Consider the following 21,755-nt stretch of genomic DNA (forward strand, 5'->3'; position numbering starts at 1 on the left):
TACCGCACGTTGCAGCAAGCGTGGCCGGGAGCACATTATGGCATATTTTTCGTAACTTGTCTCGTCGGTTTTTATCAAACCCGAAAACAAAACACCACACAAAGCACTTATGAGAAAGACAACTGTATTTCTGCTGGCCGGCGGCCTCACGGCTGTGTCGGCCTGCACCTCATCCCAAACCGATACAACTGCCACAGGCATGACGACAGAGACAACCGCCACCACCGAGCAGGCGCTTAATTACCCTGACACCAAGAAAGTAGACCATATAGACGATTACTTCGGCACAAAGGTGGCTGACCCCTACCGCTGGCAGGAAGAGCACGACGAGGAGCTGGACGAGTGGATCGCGCAGCAGAACGAGGTAACGCAGGGCTACCTGAGCAGCATCGACTTCCGCGACGAGATAAAGAACCGCCTCACCGAGATCTGGAACTACCCCAAGTATGGCGCCCCGTTTAAAGAGGGCGGCAAGTACTATTTCTTTAAGAACGACGGCCTGCAGAACCAGAGCGTACTGTACGTGCAGGAGAGCCTGGAGGCAGAGCCAAAGGTGTTCTTCGACCCGAACAAGCTAAGCGATGACGGCACGGTGGCCCTGACGGCGCTGCAGTTCTCCAAGGACGGCAAGTACCTGGCCTACGGCACCTCCAGCGGCGGCTCCGATTGGAACACTTACCACGTGATGGAAACGGCCACCGGCAAAAAGCTGGACGACCAGCTGGAGTGGGTGAAGTTCTCGGGTCCGAGCTGGAGCGGCAACGGCTTCTTCTACAGCCGCTACGACGCGCCCACCGAGGGCAACAAGCTGGCCAATAAGAACGAGTACCACAAAGTATACTACCATAAAGTAGGTACGCCGCAGAGCCAGGACCAACTGGTGTATGAGGACAAGCAAAACGCGCTGCGCAACTTCTACGGCCAGACCACCGACGACGAGCGCTTCCTGATCCTGAACGTGTCGGAGGGGGCGAGCGGGGCTAACGCGTTATACTTTAAAGACCTGAAGGATCCGAAGTCTACGATCAAGCCAATTGTGGATAACTTCGAGAGCGAGTACAATGTGGTGGATAACTTCGGCGACCAGCTGCTGGTAATGACCAACAAGAACGCGCCGCGCTACCGCCTGGTGATGATCGACCCGAAAAAACCGCAGGAGCAGAACTGGAAAGTAATCGTGCCGGAGTCGGAGAACGTGCTGCAGGGCGTGTCTGCCGTGGGCGGCCGCATTATTGCGACTTATATGAAAGACGCTACAAGCCAGGTAGTGGTGTTTGACCAGAGCGGCAAGCAGCTGAATGCCGTGGAACTGCCCACGCTGGGCACGGTGAGCGGCTTTAACGGCAAGCAGAGCGATAAGGAGGTGTTCTTCACCTTCACGTCCTTCACCTACCCGCCCACCATCTACCGCTACGACGTGCCGAACAACAAGGTAACGCAGTTCCGCAAGACAGAAGTGAACGTGGATACCGATGCCTTTGAAACGAAGCAGGTGTTCTATACTTCCAAGGACGGTACCAAGGTTCCAATGTTCATCGTGCACAAAAAAGGCCTGAAACTGGATGGCACCAACCCAACCTACCTGTACGCCTACGGCGGCTTCAACATCTCGATGACGCCAAGCTTTAGCATTGCCAACATGCTGTGGCTGGAGAATGGCGGCGTGTACGCCATGCCTAACCTGCGCGGTGGCGGCGAGTACGGCGAAGACTGGCACAAGGCTGGCATGACGCCAAACAAGCAAAACGTGTTCGACGACTTTATTGCCGCAGCCGAGTACCTGATCGACCAGAAGTATACTTCCTCTGAGAAACTGGCGGTGGCCGGCGGCTCTAACGGTGGTTTGCTGGTAGGTGCCTTTATGACGCAGCGCCCGGAGCTGGCCAAAGTAGCCCTGCCTGCGGTAGGTGTGATGGACATGCTGCGCTTCCACAAGTTCACCATCGGTTGGGCATGGGTGCCGGAGTACGGCTCTTCGGAGGACGAGGCGCAGTTTAAGAACCTGTATACTTTCTCGCCGCTGCACAACATCAAGGAAGGTGTAAAATACCCTGCCACGCTGGTAAAAACCGCTGATCACGACGACCGCGTGGTGCCGGCGCACTCGTTCAAGTTCATCTCTGAGCTGCAGGATAAGGGCGCTCCGGGCAACCCATACTTAATCAGGGTGGATGTGCGCGCGGGCCACGGTGCCGGTAAACCCACTTCGCTCGTGATCCAGGAGTATGCCGATACCTACGCCTTCATCTACGAGAACATGGGCGTGAACCCGTATCAACAAAATCAATAGTAAGTATAGGTCTGCCAACTATACTTCTGCCGCGCCGCCTGTCTCAGGTGGCGCGGCTTTTTTGTTGGTGGATTTTGAAGATCTGCTCCTGCACTTCCCAAAGAGGGCGCTGAAGTATAAGTATACTCCATCTCTAACTCCTTCTTGTCCAAGGAGGGGAATTTCGCCCCTCCCCAACCCTCCCCTAAAAACAGGGGAGGGAGCTATACTTGCTTCTACCAAAGTATAGGTTTCATAGCAGGCGCTATCGCGCGGACAGGTCGCGGCCTGTCCCTACAAAGTATGAACCACCCCTGGCCTCTCCCGAGAGGGGAATTCTGTACTTGCTATACTTTATTGTCATCTCGGGCAGGGCGATAGATCTATCGGGAATTCTATAGAGATCTCTCATATCATTCGAGATGACAGAAAGCAGCGGCTATCGAAAATGATCCCAGCCTTTGGGTTGAGCGCCTATGCGAGTTTTTCCGGTGCCGCAGGTAGCCCGAGGCACGAGGGCAGGAAAAGCTCCCAGCGCGATGCCCGAAGGCGAGGCCTCCCGGCCTAGGAGGGCACCAAGGTATGAAATGAAACAGTAGGTTTGTGGGAACTATAGGATGAACAGCAGCTAGAAAGGATAGCTTGTGTCAAACGAAAGAAAGCAGCGGCTATGCAAGTATAAGGCATAGGCGCACGCCCCGAAATGTGCCGAAGCTGTCAGCCTGCGGTAGCATGGAGTATTTTTGTTCCAGCTAAAACGAAACCCGAGCACGCCTATCACCGGTATATAATTTCTAGTATATTTAGATACAACTATAAAGTAAAACCCCGCCCATGGTCTCAAGACAAGACAACAATACCAGCCCCAACGAACTTTACCTGGACGTAAGCCTGCTCCAAAGCCTTTCCGACACAGCCAAATGGGGGAAAGTGCTGGCGGTGCTGGGGTTCATACTGTCAGGGTTTATACTTTTGTTCGGGCTGTTTATGCAGCAGATGCTGAAGTCGCCGGGCATGGAGGAGCGTGCGGCTGACGTGGGCCTCTCCGGCTTTACGCTGGTGGTGTACGGTTTCGTGGCGCTGGTATACTTTTTCCCGTCGCTGTACCTCTACAACTTTGCCGCCAGCATGCAGCAGGGGGTGCAGGAACGGAGCCGGCAGAAGGTGGGCAAGGCCATCGGCAGGCTCCGAATTCTGTTCAAGTTTATGGTGATCATGCTGCTGCTGTTCCTGGTGCTGTTCGCCGTATCGCTGGTGATGCTGGCTACCGGGGTAACGAGCCTGGAGCTTTAGTGTGCCTGAGGAAAGTATGACAGCGGCACCTTCTGCCAAAGAAGGTGCTTTGTTTTTTGGTGGCAGCTACCACGATTCTTACGTACCTTAGCCTTGCAAACAAGTATAAACGAAGGCATGAAATCAAGGGCAGGGGAAAGCGCGTTTACCGTCCGCTCCAGCGAGATAGACTACCGGGGGCAGGCTACCATGCCGGCTTTGGTGAGCTACATGCAGGAGGCTGCCTGGGAGAATACCCGCGACCTGGGCATCTCGATGTACGATTTGCTGGAGCGAGGGCTGACGTGGGTGCTGCAGCGCATGCGCGTAGAGATGTTCCGCTACCCTGGCCACAACGATAAAATTGCCGTGGAAACCTGGGCCTCGGGCCGGGAACGCGTATTTCTGCACCGCGATTTCCGTATTTACAACCAGGAGCGGGAACTGCTGGGGCAGGCCACCAGCGTGTGGCTGGTGATGGACGTGGTGAAACGACAGCTTGTGTCGGTGCCCGATTTCATTCTGGAGGTGGAGGTGGTGCCCGGTAGCGAGCCGCTTCCGTTTGCCAAGGGCAAGCTGCCGCAACTGCAGGAGGCGCAGCACGAGCAGCAGATGCCGGTGGGCTGGCACGACATCGATCTGAACCGCCACGTAACCAACACCCGCTACCTGCAATGGGCGCTGGACACGCTGCCGCTACACCTGCTGGAGCAAAAGCAGCTGCAGCAGGTGGACATCATTTTTAAAGCCGAAAGTATACTCGGTGATACCGTGGTGTCTGCGGCAGCGCCTGCTGGTGCGGACGGCCATACTTATCTGCACCGACTCACCAGCCAGGAGAGCGGCAAAGAACTGGTGCAGGCCAGAACGGTTTGGAGTTAGGGAATTTTGAATGAGTGCATGAGCGCATGAGTGAATTTTAATCCTGAATATCCCGCTAATCCCCGCAGTTCTGATTCAAACAATCAACAATGCAGCAATTCAACAATTAAAATGGACATACAGATAAGAAAAGGAACGATAGACGATTTGTCGCAGGTGTATGCGCTGATAAAGGAGCTGGCGGTATATGAGCGGGCGCCGGATGAGGTTACCAACACGCTGCTGGAGATGGAGCGCGACGGCTTCGGCGAGAACGCGATCTACAAGTTTTTTGTGGCCGAGAACGAGGACGGCGTCGTGGGCATCGCGTTATACTATACGGCCTACTCCACCTGGAAAGGCAGGATGCTGTTTCTGGAGGACCTGGTGGTAACGGAAAAACTGCGCCGCACGGGCATCGGCAAGAAACTATTCAACGCGGTGGCGCAGGAGGCGAAGGATACGGGCGCCAAGCGCTTTAAGTGGCAGGTGCTGGAGTGGAACGAACCGGCCATCGCCTTTTACAGGAAGATTGGCGCTGCCCTGGACGGCGAGTGGATCAACTGCAGCCTGAACGAGGAGCAGATACGGCAGTATGCCCCTTAACGCGGCATAAAGTATAAGTATAAGTATAAGTATAAGTATAAAGGGTCAGCGGCCTCAGAAAACCGCTGGCCCTTTATACTTTACTCCCCTCCCTTGCGCTCCACATCACGGGCCACTACTTCCAGCATCGAGCGGAAAACCACGTACTTGCCCTGGTAGCGCGTGTGGTGGCGCAGGTCAATTTCGGGGGCGTGCTCGCGCTGGTACTCCTCCAGGTCTTCGAGGCTGCGGCAGGTATACTGCACGGCATAGGTAGTGCCATCGTTGGCCACCTCGTGCATCAGGCGGCTGATCTGGTTGCCCAGGAAATAACCGGTGCCCATCACGGCCGGAATATGCACCTCCTGCATCCACTGTAGCCACTCGTCGGCCACGGTGTTATCTATACTTAGGGTCTCGTTATACAATATCATACTACAAAAATACGAAAATCCCGGTTGTTATGGCCGAAAGTATAAAAGAGGGGCCCGCACCTTGCCGGCACGGGCCCCTCTTGTTATTTAAAGGTGGTTAAACCTTACTTGCAGCTCCAGCGGCCGATGGTGCCATCGTAGTAGCCATCGTTTGGGTTTGGCTGATACGCCAGCACCAGTGGCTCTTCGTTGGCCTGCGGCAGTAGTTGCAGCTGCCCCTGGCTCAGTTGCAGAAAGATCTCGCCCTTCTCGTTTACCACCGCGCGCAGCGTGTTGGCGTTGTTGTCCACCTTGTAGCTGTTGTTGCTGTTAAGGCCGGTGGCGGTGAGCTCGGTAACGCGGTATACTCTCCGCTGCGTAATGTCTCCTGAGTTTGCCAGGAGCGCCTTGCTCTGGCTTTCAAGCTTGCCCCCAAACCACAGGTCTTCGCCCAGGCAGCTGGAGGTATTGGCAATCAGGTCGAAATAAACCTCATCGGATTGGTTCTGGAAAGAAGCCACCGTAACGCTGGGCACCTTTTTGGATGCCACCACAGCCACGGTAGTGTCTTGCTGCTTCTTGTCTGTCTCGCGCTCCACGTGGGCAGAGCAGGCAGCCATAAAAAGCACTGGCAGCAAGCACAAAGCAACTCGGTTTAAAACGGAAATAACAGAAGTAGAAATTCTAAACATAGGCATATATATTATTAAATATGTTTTTAACTATATTTAGTTATACTATGCAGGTTAGATTAATGTTGTCCCTGTGTTAGGAAATCTTCTGAATATGCCTTTTGCAGGCCGTGGAGAGGTATAGGGCGAGCGGCTGTGATGCGTAGCGATACTTTATACTTGTCCGGAAGTATAAAGTTATAGGATGGAGGCGGCCACTTTAAAAATGCCCGCTTCGGGTGCAGGAGTGCAACTTTTGTAGTAGTTTAGGCAGGATTATCCACCTCGATTTATACGCTACGATGGCAGACCTCGGAAAGAAACTACAGCTTAAGAAAGAGCAGTGCCTGCTGCTGTTGCAAGCCCCGGACGAGGTGGCCCAAGCGCTGCAGCACGAAGACCATACTTTTACAAGAGCCGATGAAGCACCAGGTATAGGTTCCTATGCAGCCGTGCTGTTGTTTGTGCAGCGTGCCGCCGAGCTGGCGCAACTGGCCCCGCAGGCCGTGGCGCTGCTGCAGCCCGAAAGTATACTTTGGATAGCCTACCCCAAGAAATCATCCGGCATCAAAACAGACCTCACCCGCGACAACGGCTGGCAGGTGATGGCCCAGATGCAGTACGAGCCGGTGCGGCAGGTGGCCGTAGACGAGGTATGGTCGGCGTTGCGGTTCAGGCCGCAGGCAGCGCGCAAACAGCCCTCCACGTTCGGAGTGGATATGCCCGGCATCGACAGAAAAGCTAAAACAGTGGCGCTACCCGACGACCTGAAGGAGGCGCTGCAGGAGGCGGGGCTGCTGGAGGCGTTCGAAAGTATGGCTTTTACCCACCGCAAGGAGCATGTGGTGGCGGTGCTGGAGGCTAAAAGGCCCGAAACCCGGACCCGCCGCATCGCCAAAACCGTGGAGGAGATGGCTAAAAGGAAAGTATAAAGACCAAGTCAAGCTTTATTACTTCGCTGTAAGTTAAACCCACCCCCGCCCCTCCAAGGAGGGGAATTCCTGTAGGTGTAATTTGATTCCCCTCCTTGGAGGGGTTAGGGGTGGGTTAATGGCAACTTGGACTATACAGTATAAAAACTATACAGTATAAAAGAAGAGGCGCCGCTCAACCGAACGGCGCCTCTTCATACTTTTATATAGCCAGTACTGCTACTGAACGTTCACCGTAAAAGTAGCCTCAATGTCCGTTTCGCCAATAGTCACATCGCTTTCGTCGGTTTTCAGGCCGGGCTGGTGCTTCAGCGTAATCTTCAGCGAGCCGGTAGAACCGGTATTCCCTGAGAGCATTCTGGTCTGTAAGCCTACGGGGCGGTCGTTGTTGTCAAAGTCATCCGGCAGGATTTTCTGCACCACCAGCACGTTCTCCGGAGCATCGAAGAACAACTCGTGGTCCTCCGCCTCTGTCCTGATCTCATCCTCTATTTTATCATTGAAGGTGATGGTGGCGTTATACTGCGTGTTCGGAACCAGGCTGAGCGTTGGCTTGCTGCCAGCCGTAAAAGTAGCCGTAGCTGTCTGAATGCCCTTGTCTGTTGCAACTGGCTCCAGCGTCAGTGTCATCGAGGTGATATTTTCCTCTTCTTTGATTGGATCCGGATCGTCATCGTCGCCGCAGGAGGAGGTGGAGATAAGCAGTGCGCCTAATAAGAATGCGGTAAGATAAGGTCTAAATAGTTTTTTCATGGTAAGGGTTTTTGTAGAATGCATAACTATACGATATTCCATATATAAATGATACTTATTTTTTTGAGTTGCTGAAATCGAACGGCACCCGCACGCGCAGCAGCAGCATTCGGCCCAGCTCATCGGCGTAGTAACGCTGCTTGTTCAGGTAGTCGCGGTACACGGTGTTCAGCAGGTTGTTCCCGGTTATGCCCACCTCAATCGGCTGCTTGCCCAAATGGATGGTAGTGCCCGCCTCCGCCTGCAGCAGGAAATAGCCCTCCGGTGCCGGCGCAAAGTCCTGCTCCGTTTTCTCGGGAGCACGGTTCTGTCTCGCCACATACACCCCACCCACCGACAAGTATGCATCCGTTAGCTTGCCGCCATCACCAGAGGAAAACTCATAGCGCAGGCTGTTGTCGAAGCGGTTGGCCGGCATGTAGATCAGGTAATCGTTGGTATCGAGGTTACGCGCATACAGCAGCGAGGTTTTCGAGTCCAGTACCAAGCCCGTTGCGAGCTTGAAATCCCAGCTCAGGTCCACGCCGGAAAGCGTGGCATCAGCCTGGGTATACGCAAACGCCGGGAAAGCACCGCGAATAGTTAGTACCGGCTCCGGCTGTGGGGCCAGATAAATGTAGTCGCGGATGTAGTTGTGGTACAGGCTCAGCGTGCCGTTCAGGCGCGGGTTGCTGAAATAATCCACCGAAAACTCCAGGTTATAGGCCTGCTCCGACTTCAGATCCGGGTTGCCGCTCTCGTAAGTGGCCGCGCTGTGGTGCACGCCCTCGCTGAAGAGCTCGTTGGCACCCGGCGCGCGCCAGGCAGAGGTGGCGCTCAGACCGAAGGTCAGGTGGTAGCCCACATCATACATCGCCGCCAGTGTGCCGGAGAAGTTATTGAACGCATACTCCGGCTTGATCAGCTCGCGGTTGTTCTCCAGCTTTTTCACCTGCAGGTGCTTGTAGTCGTAGCGCAGCCCTGCCTCCAGTTGCAGACGGTCTTTCTTCCACGTCTCGGTGGCGAAGATGCCCGCCGTGGTGCCGGTAAAGTATGGCAGGAAATCGCTGTAGCGGTAGGTGTTTTTCTGGTAGATGGTGCTGATGCCCACCAGGCCCGTTACATTCCCCAGCGGCTTGTGCTCAAAAGTGACCTCGGTGGTGTGGGTGTTGAGGGTGAGCTGCAAGGTTGGGGCCTGGCTCACGCGCCGGCGCATGTCGTACTCCTGGCGCAGATTGCGCTGCCAGCCATACACAAACTCCAGCTTGCCCGCCTCGCCCAACTGCCAGAAGCCCTTGGCCTTGAACAGGTCGTGCTGCACGTCCTGGTACGGACGGTCGATGGCATACGTAAACTCGGCGTTACCGGCGTTGCTGGGCCTGCCCCGCTCAATGGCGTACATCAAGTCCTGCACATTCCCGATGTGCGACTCGCGCAGCACACCCAACTCCGTGCTGAAGCGGCTGTAGAACAGCTCCGCGCCATACGTCTCCTTATCATAGCCTAGCGCCGCCGAGAAATTCTGCTCCCGCAGGCCGGTGTTCTCCAGGTAATAGTCCGGCGTTTTGGCGTTACCGGCCTTGCGCAGCGTACCCTGCAGGCGCCAGCTCAGCGGCGGCAGTTTCTCAAAGTTGCCCTCCACCGTGGCCGAGGTAGCCATCTGGCGGTTGTTGGTGCTGCCCAGCAAGTATACCTCGCCGCGGACGCCGGGTGTGGTGGGCAGCGCCTTGGGCTCTACCAGCACCACCCCGCCAATAGCATCGGCCCCGTAGCGCACCCCGGCCGCCCCTTTGATCACCTTCATCTCCGAGGCGATAAAAGGGTCGATCTCCGGCGCGTGCTCGGCCCCCCACTGCTGCCCCTCCTGGCGCACGCCGTTGTTGAGCAGCAGCACGCGGTTGCTGTGCAGGCCGTGGATAACCGGCTTGGAAATGGTGGGGCCGGTCTGCAGCGTGGTTACGCCGGCGATGCCTTTGAGCGTCTCGGCCAGCGCCAGGCCGCGCGTCTGCTCCAGTTCCCGGCCGCTTATACTTTGCTGCGTCTGGGCCTGCGCGCGCAGGTGCTCCCCGGTCACCTCCACGGTGCGCAGCAGGCGGGCGTCGGCGTGCAATGGCAGGTCGCGGGCAAGCGAGGCGGAAAGCCTGACGGCGAATTGCTCTTCCTCATAGCCCACATACTTTACCTGCAGCGTATAGGCACCGCGGCATACCTGGTGGAAATGGTAGTTGCCATATTCATCAGACATGGTGGCGCGGTCCAGTTCCGGTAAGTAAATCGTGGCCCCGATCAGCGGCTCGCGCGTGTCGTGGTCCAGCACCTTGCCCGAGAGGGTCAGGCCGCAGTCCTGCTCGGCATCCTCAGGCACCGGCCCAGGCAGGGATTGTGCCCGTAATGCCGGTGCCTGCCATGCCAGTAAAGCCAGCGTAAGAAATAGGGTTTTCGTCTTCAGCACGTCTTCTAATTTCAGCAATAATAAATTTGGTGGCTACACCAAGTATAGCCTAAAGCGGATGGGCCCCGCTGCGGCAGCCGCTGCGCCAATGGCAGAAGCGGGCCTGTTAGGGCTTGTAAAATAGGTCTGGAAAGGTAGGCACGAGCCGCAGTTATACTTTACAAAGTATAGGCTGAGCCGTGCGGTTCAGCTGAAATCAGGCCAACGGCGGGCCGCGAAGAAAGTATAAGGAAGGTTTGCTGCCCTGCCAGCTGCAAGTATAAATACCGGCATAAACAGCAGTGTGGGTAATGGCTGTAAAGCGAAGGGAGAGCGTTTCACCTTGGTAGGGCGAGTTGAACACGTCCTCTACGGGACAGTGTTTGTGTTTCATGCCTACCTGCGCCTCGTGGGAGTCGCAGTGGTCGGTGTGCACCGTGTGCGTGTGCGGGTGCAGCTCCTGAATCAGCTCATCGGGCACCATGGCCCTGCTGAAGAGCAGGAGCAGCGCAAGGGCGATATGTTGGAGATAACGGTGCACGTTGGCCTTGAAACAAAAACAAAGATATAACTATTTTCTACAATGTTGCATTTAGAGCCTTTCCCTGTTTATACTTGTCCTGTACGCACAAGTATAAATTGGGGTGCTGCGGAGGGTTAGATGCGATCCGGGTAAAAAGGTTTAGTTTGAGGAAGTATAAAGTAGCCCGGTAAGTATAAAACTCTGCCGCGGCGGTAGTTTTATCCGATGCTTCCTGCCATCCTGTCACTCCCTGGCGCTCTGGAACAGGTTTTGAAAGCACCGCTCCAGTATAGCATCCGTAACAGATCAACCTTAACCATATAACGAATAGACAATGGAAGAAAGAGGTAATATCTCCATCCACACCGAGAATATTTTCCCGATCATCAAGAAGTTCCTGTACTCCGACCACGAGATTTTCCTGCGCGAGCTGGTGAGCAATGCCGTGGACGCCACGCAGAAGATCAAGCGCCTCTCCTCCATCGGCGAGTATAAAGGCGAACTGGGCGAGCTAAAGGTGAAAGTGGCCGTGGACAAAGAGGCCAAAACCATCACTATCTCCGACAACGGCCTGGGCATGACGGCTGAGGAGATCAAGAAGTACATCAACCAGATCGCGTTTTCGGGCGCCACCGAGTTTGTGGAGCGCTACAAGGACGCCTCTGCCGACAAGGACCAGATCATCGGTCAGTTTGGTCTGGGCTTCTACTCGGCCTTCATGGTGGCCGAGCGCGTGGAGATCATCACCAAATCGTACCAGGAGGGCGCTGAGGCCGCCCGCTGGGACTGCGATGGCAGCACGGAGTTTACCATCACATCGGCTGAGCGCGCCGAGCGCGGCACGGACGTGATCCTGCATGTGGCCCAGGACTCGGAGGAGTTCCTGGAGACCGCCCGTATCCGCACCATCCTGGACAAATACTGCAAGTTCCTCCCCGTGCCGGTGGAGTTTGAGGGCGAAACCATCAACAACCCCAACCCGATCTGGACCAAGCAGCCATCGGATCTGAAAGACGAGGATTACAAGGAGTTCTACAAAGAGCTGTACCCCTTCTCGGAGCCGCCGCTGTTCTGGATTCACCTCAACGTGGACTATCCGTTTAACCTGACGGGCATTTTATACTTCCCCAAGCTCAAGAACGACTTCGAGATCCAGCGCAACAAGATCCAGCTCTACTCGCGCCAGGTGTTTATTACTGACGAGGTGAAGGACGTGGTGCCGGAGTTTCTGATGTTGCTGCACGGCGTGATCGACTCGCCGGACATTCCTCTCAACGTGAGCCGCTCCTTCCTGCAGGCCGACGCCAGCGTGAAGAAGATCAACACCTACATCACCAAAAAGGTAGCCGACAAGCTGGCAGAGATTTTCCGCAAAGACCGTGAGACCTTTGAGAAGAACTGGGACGACATCAGCGTGTTTGTAAAGTATGGCATGCTGAGCGATGACAAGTTCTATGAAAAAGCGAAGGACTTTGTGTTGCTGCAGAGCACGGAGGGCAAGTATTACACCATAGAAGAGTACAAGGCACTGGTGCAGGCCAACCAGACGAACAAAAGCGAGCAGTTGGTGCTGTTGTATACTTCCGATGCCGAGAAGCAGCACGCCTTTGTGGAAGCGGCCCAAAGCCGCGGCTACGACGTACTCAAGCTCGACTCGGTCATCGACAGCCACTTTATCGGCCTGCTGGAGCAGAAGCTGGAGAAAACCACCCTTAAGCGCGTGGACTCCGAAACCATTGACAAGCTGGTGGAGAAGGACGAAACGAAGGAAAGTGTGCTGAATGACACGGAGAAGGAGGAGCTGAAGAAAGTATACGAGGAGGCCATCAGCAACCAGCACATGCACGTGGAGGTAGCGCCGCTGGCCCCGGACGATGCGCCGGTGGTGATCACGCTGCCCGAGTTTATGCGCCGCATGAAGGACATGAGCCGCTCCGGCGGTGGCGGGATGATGTTTATGGGCGACATGCCGGATACCTACAACGTGACCATCAACGCCAACCACCCGCTGAACCAGCGCGTGCTCAAGGCCGAGGAGAAGAGCAAGCTGGCGCGCCAGGCCTTCGATCTGGCCCTGCTGTCGCAGAACATGCTGTCGGGCGCGGCGCTTACCAGCTTTGTGAAGCGCAGCTTCGAGCTGATGACAAACGAGTAGTACCTTTTTTATGCCTAACAGCTAAGGCAGTGCCCATGTGGGCGCTGCCTTTTTTGCTTTTGACTCACCCCAAAGTATAAATGAAACTTACCCGGCGCAGGCATAGTTATAGGGGCGTTGGTGCGTATACTTATATTATAATTGCTAAATTGCTTAAGTGTTAAATTGCTGGTTTTCCCGTGGAAGGGCGAAAGTATACTAAGAGCATCCCTTGAACAGTTTAACAATTTAACCACGAAACAATAGAACAATTCGAAATTGAAAAGCTCGGTTTATACTTTGTGGATAGGGATTTTACTGCTAAGCCTGGGCAGCTGCGGCCAGCCCCAGTGGAACAGTGACTACAACCTGGACATGGCCCGCCTGAAGGAGGAAAGCCATGCAAAAACTGATGCCCTGGCCTCCGCCGACACCACCCAGCCTACCGTAGAGACCCGCAACCCGCTGGAAGAGGAGATCGAGGAGAAAAAGAAGAAACGCAAGGCCAAGCACAGCAAGCGCGAGTTTCTGGGCTACAAGATAAAGCGCGGCTACACCAAGAGCGGCGGCCGCTACAAGGAAACTGTTGAGACGTTCGGCTACCTGCCCGAGTACCAGGAGCCCGACCCATACGCCCCGCTCAAGTATTATTACGATACCGACAAGCGCAAGCTGGCCCGCTCCGGCGCTGCCGTAACCGACACCGACCGCTACAAGGTGCTGCATGGCCCTTACAAGAAGACGCTGGACGGCGAGGTGGTGGAGGAAGGTTACTTCTACGTGGGCACCAAGCACCTGCGCTGGGAAAAGTACCGCAACAACGAGGACCATACCTTGGTAGACAAGGAGCACTATGAAAAGGGCTTCCTGCGCGATGCGGTGGTAACGTATTACGGCGATACCAAAAAGATAAAGGAGGTGATTCCCTACGAGCATGGGGATGTGCAGGGTACGTATTACAGATTCTATGAGAACGGGCAACTGGAGTGGAGCGGGCAGTATGAGAAAGGCCGCAAAGTGGGCGTCTGGGTCAACTACTACGACTTCCGGAACCGCCGGCGCTACGAATATCAGTACCCCAAAACTGCCTACGATGCACCGCACGAGCCCTACCTGATCAGGGAATATGACCGCCACGCCACTCCCATCTACGAGCGCGGTAAGTTCGATAAGCGTTCGCAGGCGAGTAGTAAATAAGTGCCTGCCGCTGCAAGTATAACCCCACCCCAGCCCTCCCCTAAAAACAGGGGAGGGAGCTCTGCAGTACCGAATCCAACCACCCCTACCCCTCCTTGTCTAAGGCGGGGAGCCGTACTTACTACTTCACCTGTCATCTCGAGCAGCGCGAGAGATCTACCCGGAATTCTATAGAGATCTCTCCCGAAAGTCGAGATGACAAATAGCCGTGGCTATCGAATCTGATCCCAGTCTTTGGGTTGAGCGCCTTGTGAGATCCGGTGCCGCGCATGCGGCAGCGCCCTGGCGCAGGAGGGAACACAGCGCGATGCCCAAAGGCGAGCCCTCTCGGGCTTGAGAGCACCAAAGCCAGAAATGAAACGAGCAGGTTGTAAAGCCGTGGATGAACGGAAGTAAGCAAGGATAGCCTGTTTCAAGTGGAAGGAAGCGGCGGCTAGGAAAGTATAAACCAGCAAGTATAAAAGTATAACCCAAGTATAAAATATGGCTTTTCAATCCAGTCGGGTTGCAAACCCTACGCCAAGGTAGGATACAAGTCTGAAGGCTTGCACCATGAAAGGCAGGTGTAAAAGTATAAGCCAAGTATAGAAGTATGGCTGGGGCAAGTACAAGTATAACCTCAATAAAACGCATCCTCAATATGATGGATCTCCGGCGGGGAGGTTAAGGTAACCGAGATGATATCGAACCGCACCTCATGCTGCCACTCCTGCTGAAGTATAAACTCCTCGGCCGCGCCCAGCAGCATCGCCTCCTTCCTGTAATTAACCGCCTCCTCCGGATACCCGTACCTATTAGAGGCCCTGGTCTTCACCTCCACAAACACCAGCAGCTCGTCTTTCTGCGCAATGATGTCTACCTCGGCGCGTTTATACCTGTAGTTCTGCCGCAGGATCGTGTAGCCCTGGCCCAGCAGGAAAGCGGCGGCGTGGTTTTCGCCCAGCTGCCCGGTGTGGAGGTGCTTGCTTATTTGAGAAGCCATATAAAACGTGTACTTTGCGGGCAGCTAAGGCTGCTACGCCAACTTTAGCAACTATGAAACAACTTATCGAAAGCTTTACCCGGCAGCTGCGCCACGCCCTGGAGATCGGGGAACGCGCCGCCGTTACTTTCTCCGGCCCAAAGTATAATAATGTGGTGTTGGCCGGAATGGGCGGATCGGGCATCTGCAGCAGCATTCTGCAGGCTTACGTAGCCGATAAGCTAAAGGTGCCGGTGGTGGTGCAGAAAAGCTACACGATGCCGGCTTTTGTAGGTCCCGATACGCTGGTCATCGCTTCCTCCTTCTCCGGGAATACCGAGGAAACCCTTTCGGTGGTGCGGCAGGCCATGAAGGCGGAGGCCACGGTGGCCTTTGTAACCTCGGGTGGGGAGATGCTCCGCACGGCGCAGGCCAACAGCATGCCGCACATCGTCATCCCTTCGGATGCAGGCCAGCCGCGCGCCTGCCTGGGGTTCACGCTGGTGCAACAGCTATACTTGCTGCATTATGCAGGGCTTCTGGATGATGCCTTTAAAACGGAGCTCGGGCAAAGTATAAACCTGCTGGAGGAGCAGGCCGGAAGTATAAAAGTACAGGCCAGCGCCCTGGCCAATTCGCTGCGGGGCAGGCTGCCCATACTTTATGCCTGTGATGCCCTGGCGCCGGTGGCGCTGCGCTTTCAGCAGCAGCTCAACACCAACGCCAAGCAACTGGCCCATGTAAACGTGCTGCCCGAGGCGAGCCACAACGAGGTGGAGGGCTGGCAGCAACCGGCGGAACTATTCGGGAAGCTGGCTGTTTTGTACATCAAAACCGGGTACGACCACCCACGCGCCCAACTGCGCATGGCCCTGGCCAGGCCGGTGCTGGAGCGCCAGGTGCAGGATGTGCTGGAGGTGGAGGCCATGGGGGCCACGTTGCTGGAGCAGATGCTCTACCTCATTCACCTCTTCGACTGGGTATCACTCTACCTGGCCGGGCTGAACAAGGTGGACCCGAACACAACTGATAACATTAACTACCTGAAAGTAGAACTTTCCAAAGTATAAAGTATAACGTGCAAAAGAATACCGACATACAGTTTGAGCACCTGGGGCTGATCGACTACCAAGAGGCGTGGGACTACCAGGACAAGCTCTTCGCCGCCACCCTGGCTATTAAGGTGCAGAACCGCGCCGCCGCACCCGACGCGCAGGTGCCAACGCCCAATTACCTGCTGTTTTGCCAGCACCCGCATGTGTACACGCTGGGCAAGAGCGGCCACGAGGAGCACCTGCTGCTGAACCAGGAGGGCCTGCAGGCCAAAGGCGCCACCTACTACAAGATCAACCGGGGCGGCGACATTACCTACCACGGCCCGGGCCAGATCGTGGGCTACCCCATCCTGGACCTGGAGAACTACTTCACCGACATCCACAAGTACCTGCGTTTCCTGGAGGAGGCGATTATACTTGCGCTGGCAGACTATGGTATTGCCGCCGGTCGCATTCCGGGACTTACCGGCGTGTGGCTCGACCACGAGGAGCAGCGCAACCCGCGCAAGATCTGCGCCATGGGCGTGAAGTGCAGCCGCTGGGTAACCATGCACGGCTTCGCCTTCAACATCAACACCGATTTGGATTACTTTAATAACATTGTGCCGTGCGGGATTTCTGATAAAGCCGTAACTTCGCTGGCCAAAGAGCTGGGGCATGAGGTGCCGCTGGCCGAGGTAGAGGAGAAACTGTTAAAGCACCTGGGCGCCTTGTTCGGGGCCAATATCACAACTGCTGCGCATGAAGAAGGACATTGATTTCGGGACGGTAGAGAGCATTGCGGTGGCTGTTGCCAGGACCGTCGATACCACTGCCGAACAGCCCGCCTGGAGCGTATACCTGCTCAACTACAATAACTTTCCGGTGGAGAACGTGCTGGTGGCCTCTAAGGGCTACGGCCTGGTGGACGGGGAGGAAGTGAAGACATCGGTGCTGCGCCACATGTTCGAGCACGTGGAGGCCAAAAGCTTCGTGCAGGTGGAGCCCATCGACCCGGCCATCTTCCACATCAATAACGAGTACTGGGTAAGCTACTACATCGGCCGCCAGATCTACGACAAGCGCTTCGTGTTCGTGCCCGACTCCATCGTGGAGGATAACCTGATCGAGATAAGCCTGCTGCAACTGGAGGGCGTGCTGCACTCCTGAACCAGGCGCTGCGGAAGTATAAAAGTATAAACCAGCCGCTGCAGCCTCGTCCAACGGGCTCCCATTTTACCAGCTTAACCCAGTAAACCCCTGAACGCCGTGCACAGAGCGCTCCCCAAGTATAACTTCATTTTTCTGCTGCTCTTTATAGTATGGCAGGTGCCTGTGCAGGGGCAGGTCTTGCCGCTGGAGCAGAAGAACACCATCACGGGCAACTGGCTGGTGCAGCCGGAGGAGGGAACGCAGCTGGTGCCGTACGTGGCAAGCCAGCACGCACGCTACAACGCCCTGCACCAGTGGCTGCCCATCACGCAGGCGCAGCCCTTCAACATTGCCTTTGCCGCCCCCCGCGACCTGTGCCTGTTCCTCAACAACCGGCTCATCTTTAAGGCCGACTCCACCGCAAATTATACGTTAAACTTAGCGAAGTATAGCGGCGGCACGGAGCCCGTGGAAGGGAAGTACCTGCTCACGGTGTGGCACCCGGCGCAGCAGCCAAACGTAAAGACCTTCCGCAACGTGCCCCTGGTGGCCGACACCAGGCAGGAGAACGGGCAGCGCCCCTTTTCGGTGCAGATGCGGGAGTACGTGAACCAAAATGCCTTCATCCTTTTTATGCTGATGATCGGGCTGATCTACGGTTTGCTGCGCGTCAGCTACCCCGCCGACTTCAAGAGCCAGTTCGACCTCAACCGCTTTCTGCACGCCAGCCCGACGGAGGGGCTTTACTCGGTGGGGAAACCCGTGGGGGCCGTTTCCAACATGCTGTTCGTGCTGGCCTTCTCGCTGTCCATGGCCCTGCTTATTGCCGCCATCCATACCAATGTGCAGCACGTGCGGCTGTTTAACCGCCTTTTCCCGGTCTCCGAGGCCGACATTACCACCAAGATCCTGTTTTATACTTTGCTGATCTTCGGCATCGTGCTGCTGAAGTATGTTTTCCTGAAGGTGATGGCGTTTGTGTTCGGGCTGGGGAGCCTGGTGCAGCTGCAGTACCGCGAGTTTCTGCGCTCGCTGCTGTTTATGGGCCTGTTCCTGCCCCTCGTGATGCTGCTCTACCTCTCCCTGAACATGATGATGCCCGAGACAATCCTGCTTATTTCGAGTCTGGCGGTGGCATTGTTACTGGTTATCACGATACTGCGCGTGTTTTACGCCGTAAATAAGAAAGCCTCGGTGATAAATTTGCATTTATTTTCGTACCTTTGCGCCACAGAAGTGATTCCGCTGGCGATAATGCTGGAGCTGATTGTTTTTAATTTCTAAGCAAGATTACGGCGGGTATTGCAGCAGGCGAACTTAAAAGCATGATTTTTTAATATGGCTGAAAGCAAAGCAAAGGGCTCTGCGAACCCTGAAAGACACAAGATTCCCATTAAGAGTATTCTGGTTACCCAACCACAGCCAACCACCGACAACTCCCCCTATTTGTCTATTGCGGAGAAGTATGGGATTAAGGTTGACTTTAGGGCGTTCATAGAGGTGGAGCCGGTTCCGTACAAGGAGTTCCGCAAGGATAAGGTGGATATTCTCTCGCACACAGCCGTGATCTTCACGAGCCGCAACGCCGTGGACCATTTCTTCCGCATCTGCCAGGAGAGCAAGATCGAGATGCCTGCCGACATGAAGTACTTCTGTATCTCTGACCAGACAGCCTATTACCTGCAGAAGTACATCACGCTGCGCAAGCGCAAGTTGTTTGTGGGCGAGAAAACGGCTAAGGACCTGTTCGAGGTGATCAAGAAGCACAAGAACGAGAACTTCCTGTTCCCTTGCTCCAACATCCGCAAAGACGATATCCCGGAGTTCCTGCAGGCCAACAAGATCAAGCACACGGAGGCGATCATCTATAAAACCGTTGCCGCCGACCTGTCTGACCTGGACGACGTGACCTACGACTGCCTCGCCTTTTTCAGTCCTTCAGGAATCACTTCGTTGTTTGCTAACTTCCCGGACTTTAAGCAAAATAACACGCGGATTGCCGCTTTTGGCCCAACCACAGCCAAAGCCGTGCGCGACGCGGGCCTGGAGCTGGACATTGAAGCGCCGCACCCCAATGCGCCATCCATGACCGGCGCCATAGAAGTATACATACAGAACCAGATGCAGGAGGCAAAAAAATAGTTCGGAACGCAACTTTTAAGCCTTTTTTGCATACTATCTAAAACGCAAACGCCGGCACTGCGCTACGCAGGGGGCATTTGCGTTTTAGTGTTTAATAGCTATATTTGAAAAGCGTTCTGTCCTAAATAGCTCACCTTAACCTTGCCTTCTTGCCGCAGCCTATGAAAAAGCTTCTACCCGTCTTGTTGCTGGTGCTCCTGATGGCTGCACCCGGCGCCTTTGCGCAACAGCAACCTCAGTTCACCCACTATGGGTTTAATGGCATGCAGCTGAGCCCCGCCTACGCGGGCATCACCAACCGGCCGGAGTTTATGTCTCTTTACCGCTACCAGTGGCTGGGCTACGACGCCTCCTTCGACGACGGCGGCGCCCCGCAGACGCTCTTCCTCTCGGCCCATGCGCCGGTGCGGCTGCTGCACGGCGGTGTGGGCCTGAACCTGATGCGCGACAAGATAGCCAACACCACCATTCTCACGGCGGCCCTCTCCTACTCCTTTCATATTAAGGTAGGCGAGACAGGAAAGCTGGGGTTGGGGGTGCAGGGCAATGTGAACAATTATAAGAAGGGCCGCTACCGCGCCATCGACGAGGGCGACCCCAATGTGCCGTTCAACAGCGAGGACACAAAATTCGACCTGGGCGCGGGTGTGTGGTACGAGTCAGAGACATTTTACGCCGGCGGCAGCGTTACCAACCTGCGGAAGGCAGAGTATGAGTTTGCGGACTCCACCAATACCGGAAAAGGAACGCTACTGGGTGAAAACCACATGTACCTGACAGCTGGTTACCACATGCCGCTAAACAACGATCTGGTCCTTACCCCCACCGTCCTGCTCAAGCACGACACCGAGACGTTCTCCTTCGATGCGGGGGGGCGGGTAACCTACCAGGAAAAATATTGGGCCGGAGTGAATTATCGGCACGAAGAAGCTGTTAGTGCCCTTGTGGGAGTATCTCTGTTTCAGGATAATGCGCTACGGGTAGGATATGCACTGGACTTAACCACCTTTCATAAAGCCGCCAAGGCTGCCACCTCGCACGAGGTGATGGTGAACTACCGCCTGCCAGAGCCGGTAGTGCGGTTTAAGCCACCTGTAAGAACGCCCCGCTACTTTTTTACGCGGTAAGATGGTTGATAATTGTAATTGCTTTTTTACTTTTAGGGCCTATTCTTAAAAAAGTGCACAAAAAAATACTTGTACATCACAATAATAATCAATGCCTTAACGCGTTAAAAAAATTAAAAAAGGTGTTGTAGTGAATTGTTTTTTATTTATTCCTAATTCTCATATATTTGCTACACTCGTAGAAGTGTGCTAAAATCTATTACAGAAAATTTACTTTTTAACAGTCATCATGAATAAACTACTTAAGCTGTCTTCCTTCGCATTGGCGGTGGTACTGCTTGCAAGCTGTGGGATGAGACGCGGGCCGCAAGGAGATCTTGTAGGTGCCGAGGACAGACCAGAGTACAATCCGCAGGAAGTGCCTTATGGCATGGTGGCCTGCCCGGGCGGTACGTTCCACATGGGCCAGGCTGACCAGGACATAGCGGCATCTATGGCAAACTTAAACAAGCAAGTGACGATTGGTGGCTTCTACATGGATGAGACCGAGATCACCAACAACGAGTACCGTCAGTTCATTAACGTGATGATGGAAGACTCGCTGGATGTGCTGGGTGAGGAGCATGTGATGAGCAATCTGTATCCGGATACTACGGTATGGGTGAAAGACTATACGTACCACATGGGCGACCCGCTGATGGAGTACTACTTCTCGCACCCTGCCTTTGATGACTACCCTGTGGTGGGGGTGGACTGGTTTGCCGCCAAGTACTTTAGTGAGTGGCGCACCAAGCACAAAAACCAGGCAAACGCCGAGGATGGCCGTGCACCCATGCCGCAGTTCCGCCTGCCTTCTGAGGCAGAATGGGAGTATGCAGCCCGTGGCGGCCGTGATATGGCTGTTTACCCGTGGGGTGGCCCTTACCTGCGCAACGCCAAAGGCTGTTTGCTGGCCAACTTTAAGCCGGGCCGCGGCGACTACTACAGCGATGGCTTTACCTATACGGCCCCTGTAGCGCAGTTTTTCCCGAACGACTTCGGCCTGTATGATATGGCCGGAAACGTGTCGGAATGGTGCGAGGATGCCTATTCTGATGCTACTGTTCCGATTACCTGGGATTTGAACCCGGTTTACAACGACGACAACGAACCACGCAAAGTGGTAAGAGGAGGCTCCTGGAAAGATATCGCCTACTTCCTGGAGACAGGAACGCGTAACTTCGAATTCCAGGACTCCGCCAGATCCTACATCGGTTTCCGTAACGCGATGATTTACCTGGGACGTTCCTCAGGCAGAGAGTTTTAATAGTAAACAATCAAACATTTTTATTCCCAATCCCCCATTTATCCTTTTAATCAATCGTTCACTACTTAATTAG

21 protein-coding genes are annotated in these 21,755 nt (G+C 55.0%); 14 read left to right on the forward strand and 7 right to left on the reverse strand.

Annotated features, from left to right (window positions below):
- Positions 1-109 precede the first annotated feature (109 nt).
- Positions 110-2,290 carry a prolyl oligopeptidase family serine peptidase gene (locus A3841_RS06895; RefSeq protein WP_073851567.1) on the forward strand — a complete coding sequence of 727 codons (2,181 nt, stop codon included), beginning with the start codon at positions 110-112 and terminating at the stop codon, positions 2,288-2,290.
- Positions 2,291-2,534: 244 nt separating this feature from the next.
- Here the strand turns inward: A3841_RS06895 and A3841_RS20250 are convergent, their stop codons facing one another.
- Positions 2,535-2,681: a hypothetical protein gene (locus A3841_RS20250; protein ID WP_170866154.1), complete on the reverse strand. Its 147-nt coding sequence runs from the start codon at positions 2,679-2,681 to the stop codon at positions 2,535-2,537.
- A 422-nt stretch (positions 2,682-3,103) separates the two neighbouring features.
- Between A3841_RS20250 and A3841_RS06900 the strand changes: the two genes are divergently transcribed.
- From A3841_RS06900 to A3841_RS06910, 3 genes are all read left to right on the forward strand, one after another.
- Positions 3,104-3,562, forward strand: coding sequence for a hypothetical protein (locus A3841_RS06900; protein ID WP_073851568.1), 459 nt, complete (start codon positions 3,104-3,106; stop codon positions 3,560-3,562).
- Between the two features lie 117 nt (positions 3,563-3,679).
- The gene (locus A3841_RS06905) at positions 3,680-4,423 is read left to right on the forward strand and encodes an acyl-[acyl-carrier-protein] thioesterase (RefSeq protein WP_073851569.1); all 744 of its coding nucleotides are present in this window, start codon (positions 3,680-3,682) and stop codon (positions 4,421-4,423) included.
- 111 nt (positions 4,424-4,534) lie between these two features.
- Positions 4,535-5,008: a GNAT family N-acetyltransferase gene (locus A3841_RS06910; RefSeq protein ID WP_073851570.1), complete on the forward strand. Its 474-nt coding sequence runs from the start codon at positions 4,535-4,537 to the stop codon at positions 5,006-5,008.
- An 80-nt stretch (positions 5,009-5,088) separates the two neighbouring features.
- Here the strand turns inward: A3841_RS06910 and A3841_RS06915 are convergent, their stop codons facing one another.
- Positions 5,089-5,421 carry a DUF4286 family protein gene (locus A3841_RS06915; protein ID WP_073851571.1) on the reverse strand — a complete coding sequence of 111 codons (333 nt, stop codon included), beginning with the start codon at positions 5,419-5,421 and terminating at the stop codon, positions 5,089-5,091.
- Positions 5,422-5,525: 104 nt separating this feature from the next.
- A complete protein-coding gene (locus A3841_RS06920) occupies positions 5,526-6,038 on the reverse strand; it encodes a hypothetical protein (RefSeq protein ID WP_073851572.1) in 513 nt (170 codons plus the stop codon).
- Between the two features lie 335 nt (positions 6,039-6,373).
- Here A3841_RS06920 and A3841_RS06925 point away from each other — a divergent pair, with 335 nt between their 5' ends.
- Positions 6,374-7,003 (forward strand): YdeI/OmpD-associated family protein, encoded by a 630-nt coding sequence (locus tag A3841_RS06925; RefSeq protein ID WP_073851573.1) that lies wholly within the window; start codon positions 6,374-6,376, stop codon positions 7,001-7,003.
- A 219-nt stretch (positions 7,004-7,222) separates the two neighbouring features.
- On the opposite strand, the gene A3841_RS06930 is transcribed toward A3841_RS06925, so the two are convergent.
- The 3 genes from A3841_RS06930 to A3841_RS06940 all read right to left on the reverse strand — a co-directional run bounded on the left by A3841_RS06930 (position 7,223) and on the right by A3841_RS06940 (position 10,707).
- Positions 7,223-7,756, reverse strand: a complete 534-nt coding sequence (locus A3841_RS06930; RefSeq protein WP_073851574.1) for a hypothetical protein — start codon at positions 7,754-7,756, stop codon at positions 7,223-7,225.
- A 55-nt stretch (positions 7,757-7,811) separates the two neighbouring features.
- Entirely contained in the window at positions 7,812-10,205 is a 2,394-nt protein-coding gene (locus tag A3841_RS06935) for a TonB-dependent receptor (RefSeq protein WP_083610245.1), read from the reverse strand.
- Positions 10,206-10,383: 178 nt separating this feature from the next.
- Positions 10,384-10,707, reverse strand: a complete 324-nt coding sequence (locus A3841_RS06940) for a hypothetical protein (RefSeq protein ID WP_073851575.1) — start codon at positions 10,705-10,707, stop codon at positions 10,384-10,386.
- A 316-nt stretch (positions 10,708-11,023) separates the two neighbouring features.
- Here A3841_RS06940 and htpG point away from each other — a divergent pair, with 316 nt between their 5' ends.
- Both htpG and A3841_RS06950 read left to right on the forward strand, forming a co-directional pair.
- Positions 11,024-12,844 (forward strand): molecular chaperone HtpG, encoded by a 1,821-nt coding sequence (gene htpG, locus A3841_RS06945; RefSeq protein ID WP_073851576.1) that lies wholly within the window; start codon positions 11,024-11,026, stop codon positions 12,842-12,844.
- Positions 12,845-13,123: 279 nt separating this feature from the next.
- The gene (locus tag A3841_RS06950) at positions 13,124-14,020 is read left to right on the forward strand and encodes a toxin-antitoxin system YwqK family antitoxin (protein WP_235861315.1); all 897 of its coding nucleotides are present in this window, start codon (positions 13,124-13,126) and stop codon (positions 14,018-14,020) included.
- Between the two features lie 619 nt (positions 14,021-14,639).
- Here the strand turns inward: A3841_RS06950 and A3841_RS06955 are convergent.
- Entirely contained in the window at positions 14,640-15,002 is a 363-nt protein-coding gene (locus A3841_RS06955) for a YraN family protein (RefSeq protein ID WP_073851578.1), read from the reverse strand.
- A gap of 53 nt (positions 15,003-15,055) precedes the next feature.
- Here A3841_RS06955 and A3841_RS06960 point away from each other — a divergent pair, with 53 nt between their 5' ends.
- The 7 genes from A3841_RS06960 (at position 15,056) to porK (ending at position 21,682) form a co-directional block, all read left to right on the forward strand.
- Positions 15,056-16,051: a bifunctional phosphoglucose/phosphomannose isomerase gene (locus A3841_RS06960; RefSeq protein ID WP_073851579.1), complete on the forward strand. Its 996-nt coding sequence runs from the start codon at positions 15,056-15,058 to the stop codon at positions 16,049-16,051.
- 8 nt (positions 16,052-16,059) lie between these two features.
- Positions 16,060-16,794 carry a lipoyl(octanoyl) transferase LipB gene (lipB, locus tag A3841_RS06965; protein ID WP_073851580.1) on the forward strand — a complete coding sequence of 245 codons (735 nt, stop codon included), beginning with the start codon at positions 16,060-16,062 and terminating at the stop codon, positions 16,792-16,794.
- On the forward strand, positions 16,778-17,185 hold the full coding sequence (locus A3841_RS06970; protein WP_073851581.1) for a hypothetical protein: 408 nt from the start codon (positions 16,778-16,780) through the stop codon (positions 17,183-17,185). Before lipB ends, A3841_RS06970 begins: the two co-directional genes overlap by 17 nt.
- Before the next feature lie 99 nt (positions 17,186-17,284).
- On the forward strand, positions 17,285-18,451 hold the full coding sequence (locus A3841_RS06975) for a DUF4271 domain-containing protein (protein ID WP_235861317.1): 1,167 nt from the start codon (positions 17,285-17,287) through the stop codon (positions 18,449-18,451).
- Between the two features lie 54 nt (positions 18,452-18,505).
- Positions 18,506-19,309, forward strand: coding sequence for a uroporphyrinogen-III synthase (locus A3841_RS06980; RefSeq protein WP_073851582.1), 804 nt, complete (start codon positions 18,506-18,508; stop codon positions 19,307-19,309).
- Positions 19,310-19,470: 161 nt separating this feature from the next.
- On the forward strand, positions 19,471-20,436 hold the full coding sequence (locus A3841_RS06985) for a PorP/SprF family type IX secretion system membrane protein (RefSeq protein WP_073851583.1): 966 nt from the start codon (positions 19,471-19,473) through the stop codon (positions 20,434-20,436).
- Between the two features lie 229 nt (positions 20,437-20,665).
- Positions 20,666-21,682 (forward strand): T9SS ring complex lipoprotein PorK/GldK, encoded by a 1,017-nt coding sequence (gene porK / locus A3841_RS06990; RefSeq protein WP_073851584.1) that lies wholly within the window; start codon positions 20,666-20,668, stop codon positions 21,680-21,682.
- The last annotated feature ends 73 nt before the right edge of the window (positions 21,683-21,755 follow it).

The sequence above is a fragment of the Pontibacter flavimaris genome, from assembly GCF_001907195.1.
Classification (GTDB): Bacteria; Bacteroidota; Bacteroidia; order Cytophagales; family Hymenobacteraceae; genus Pontibacter; species Pontibacter flavimaris.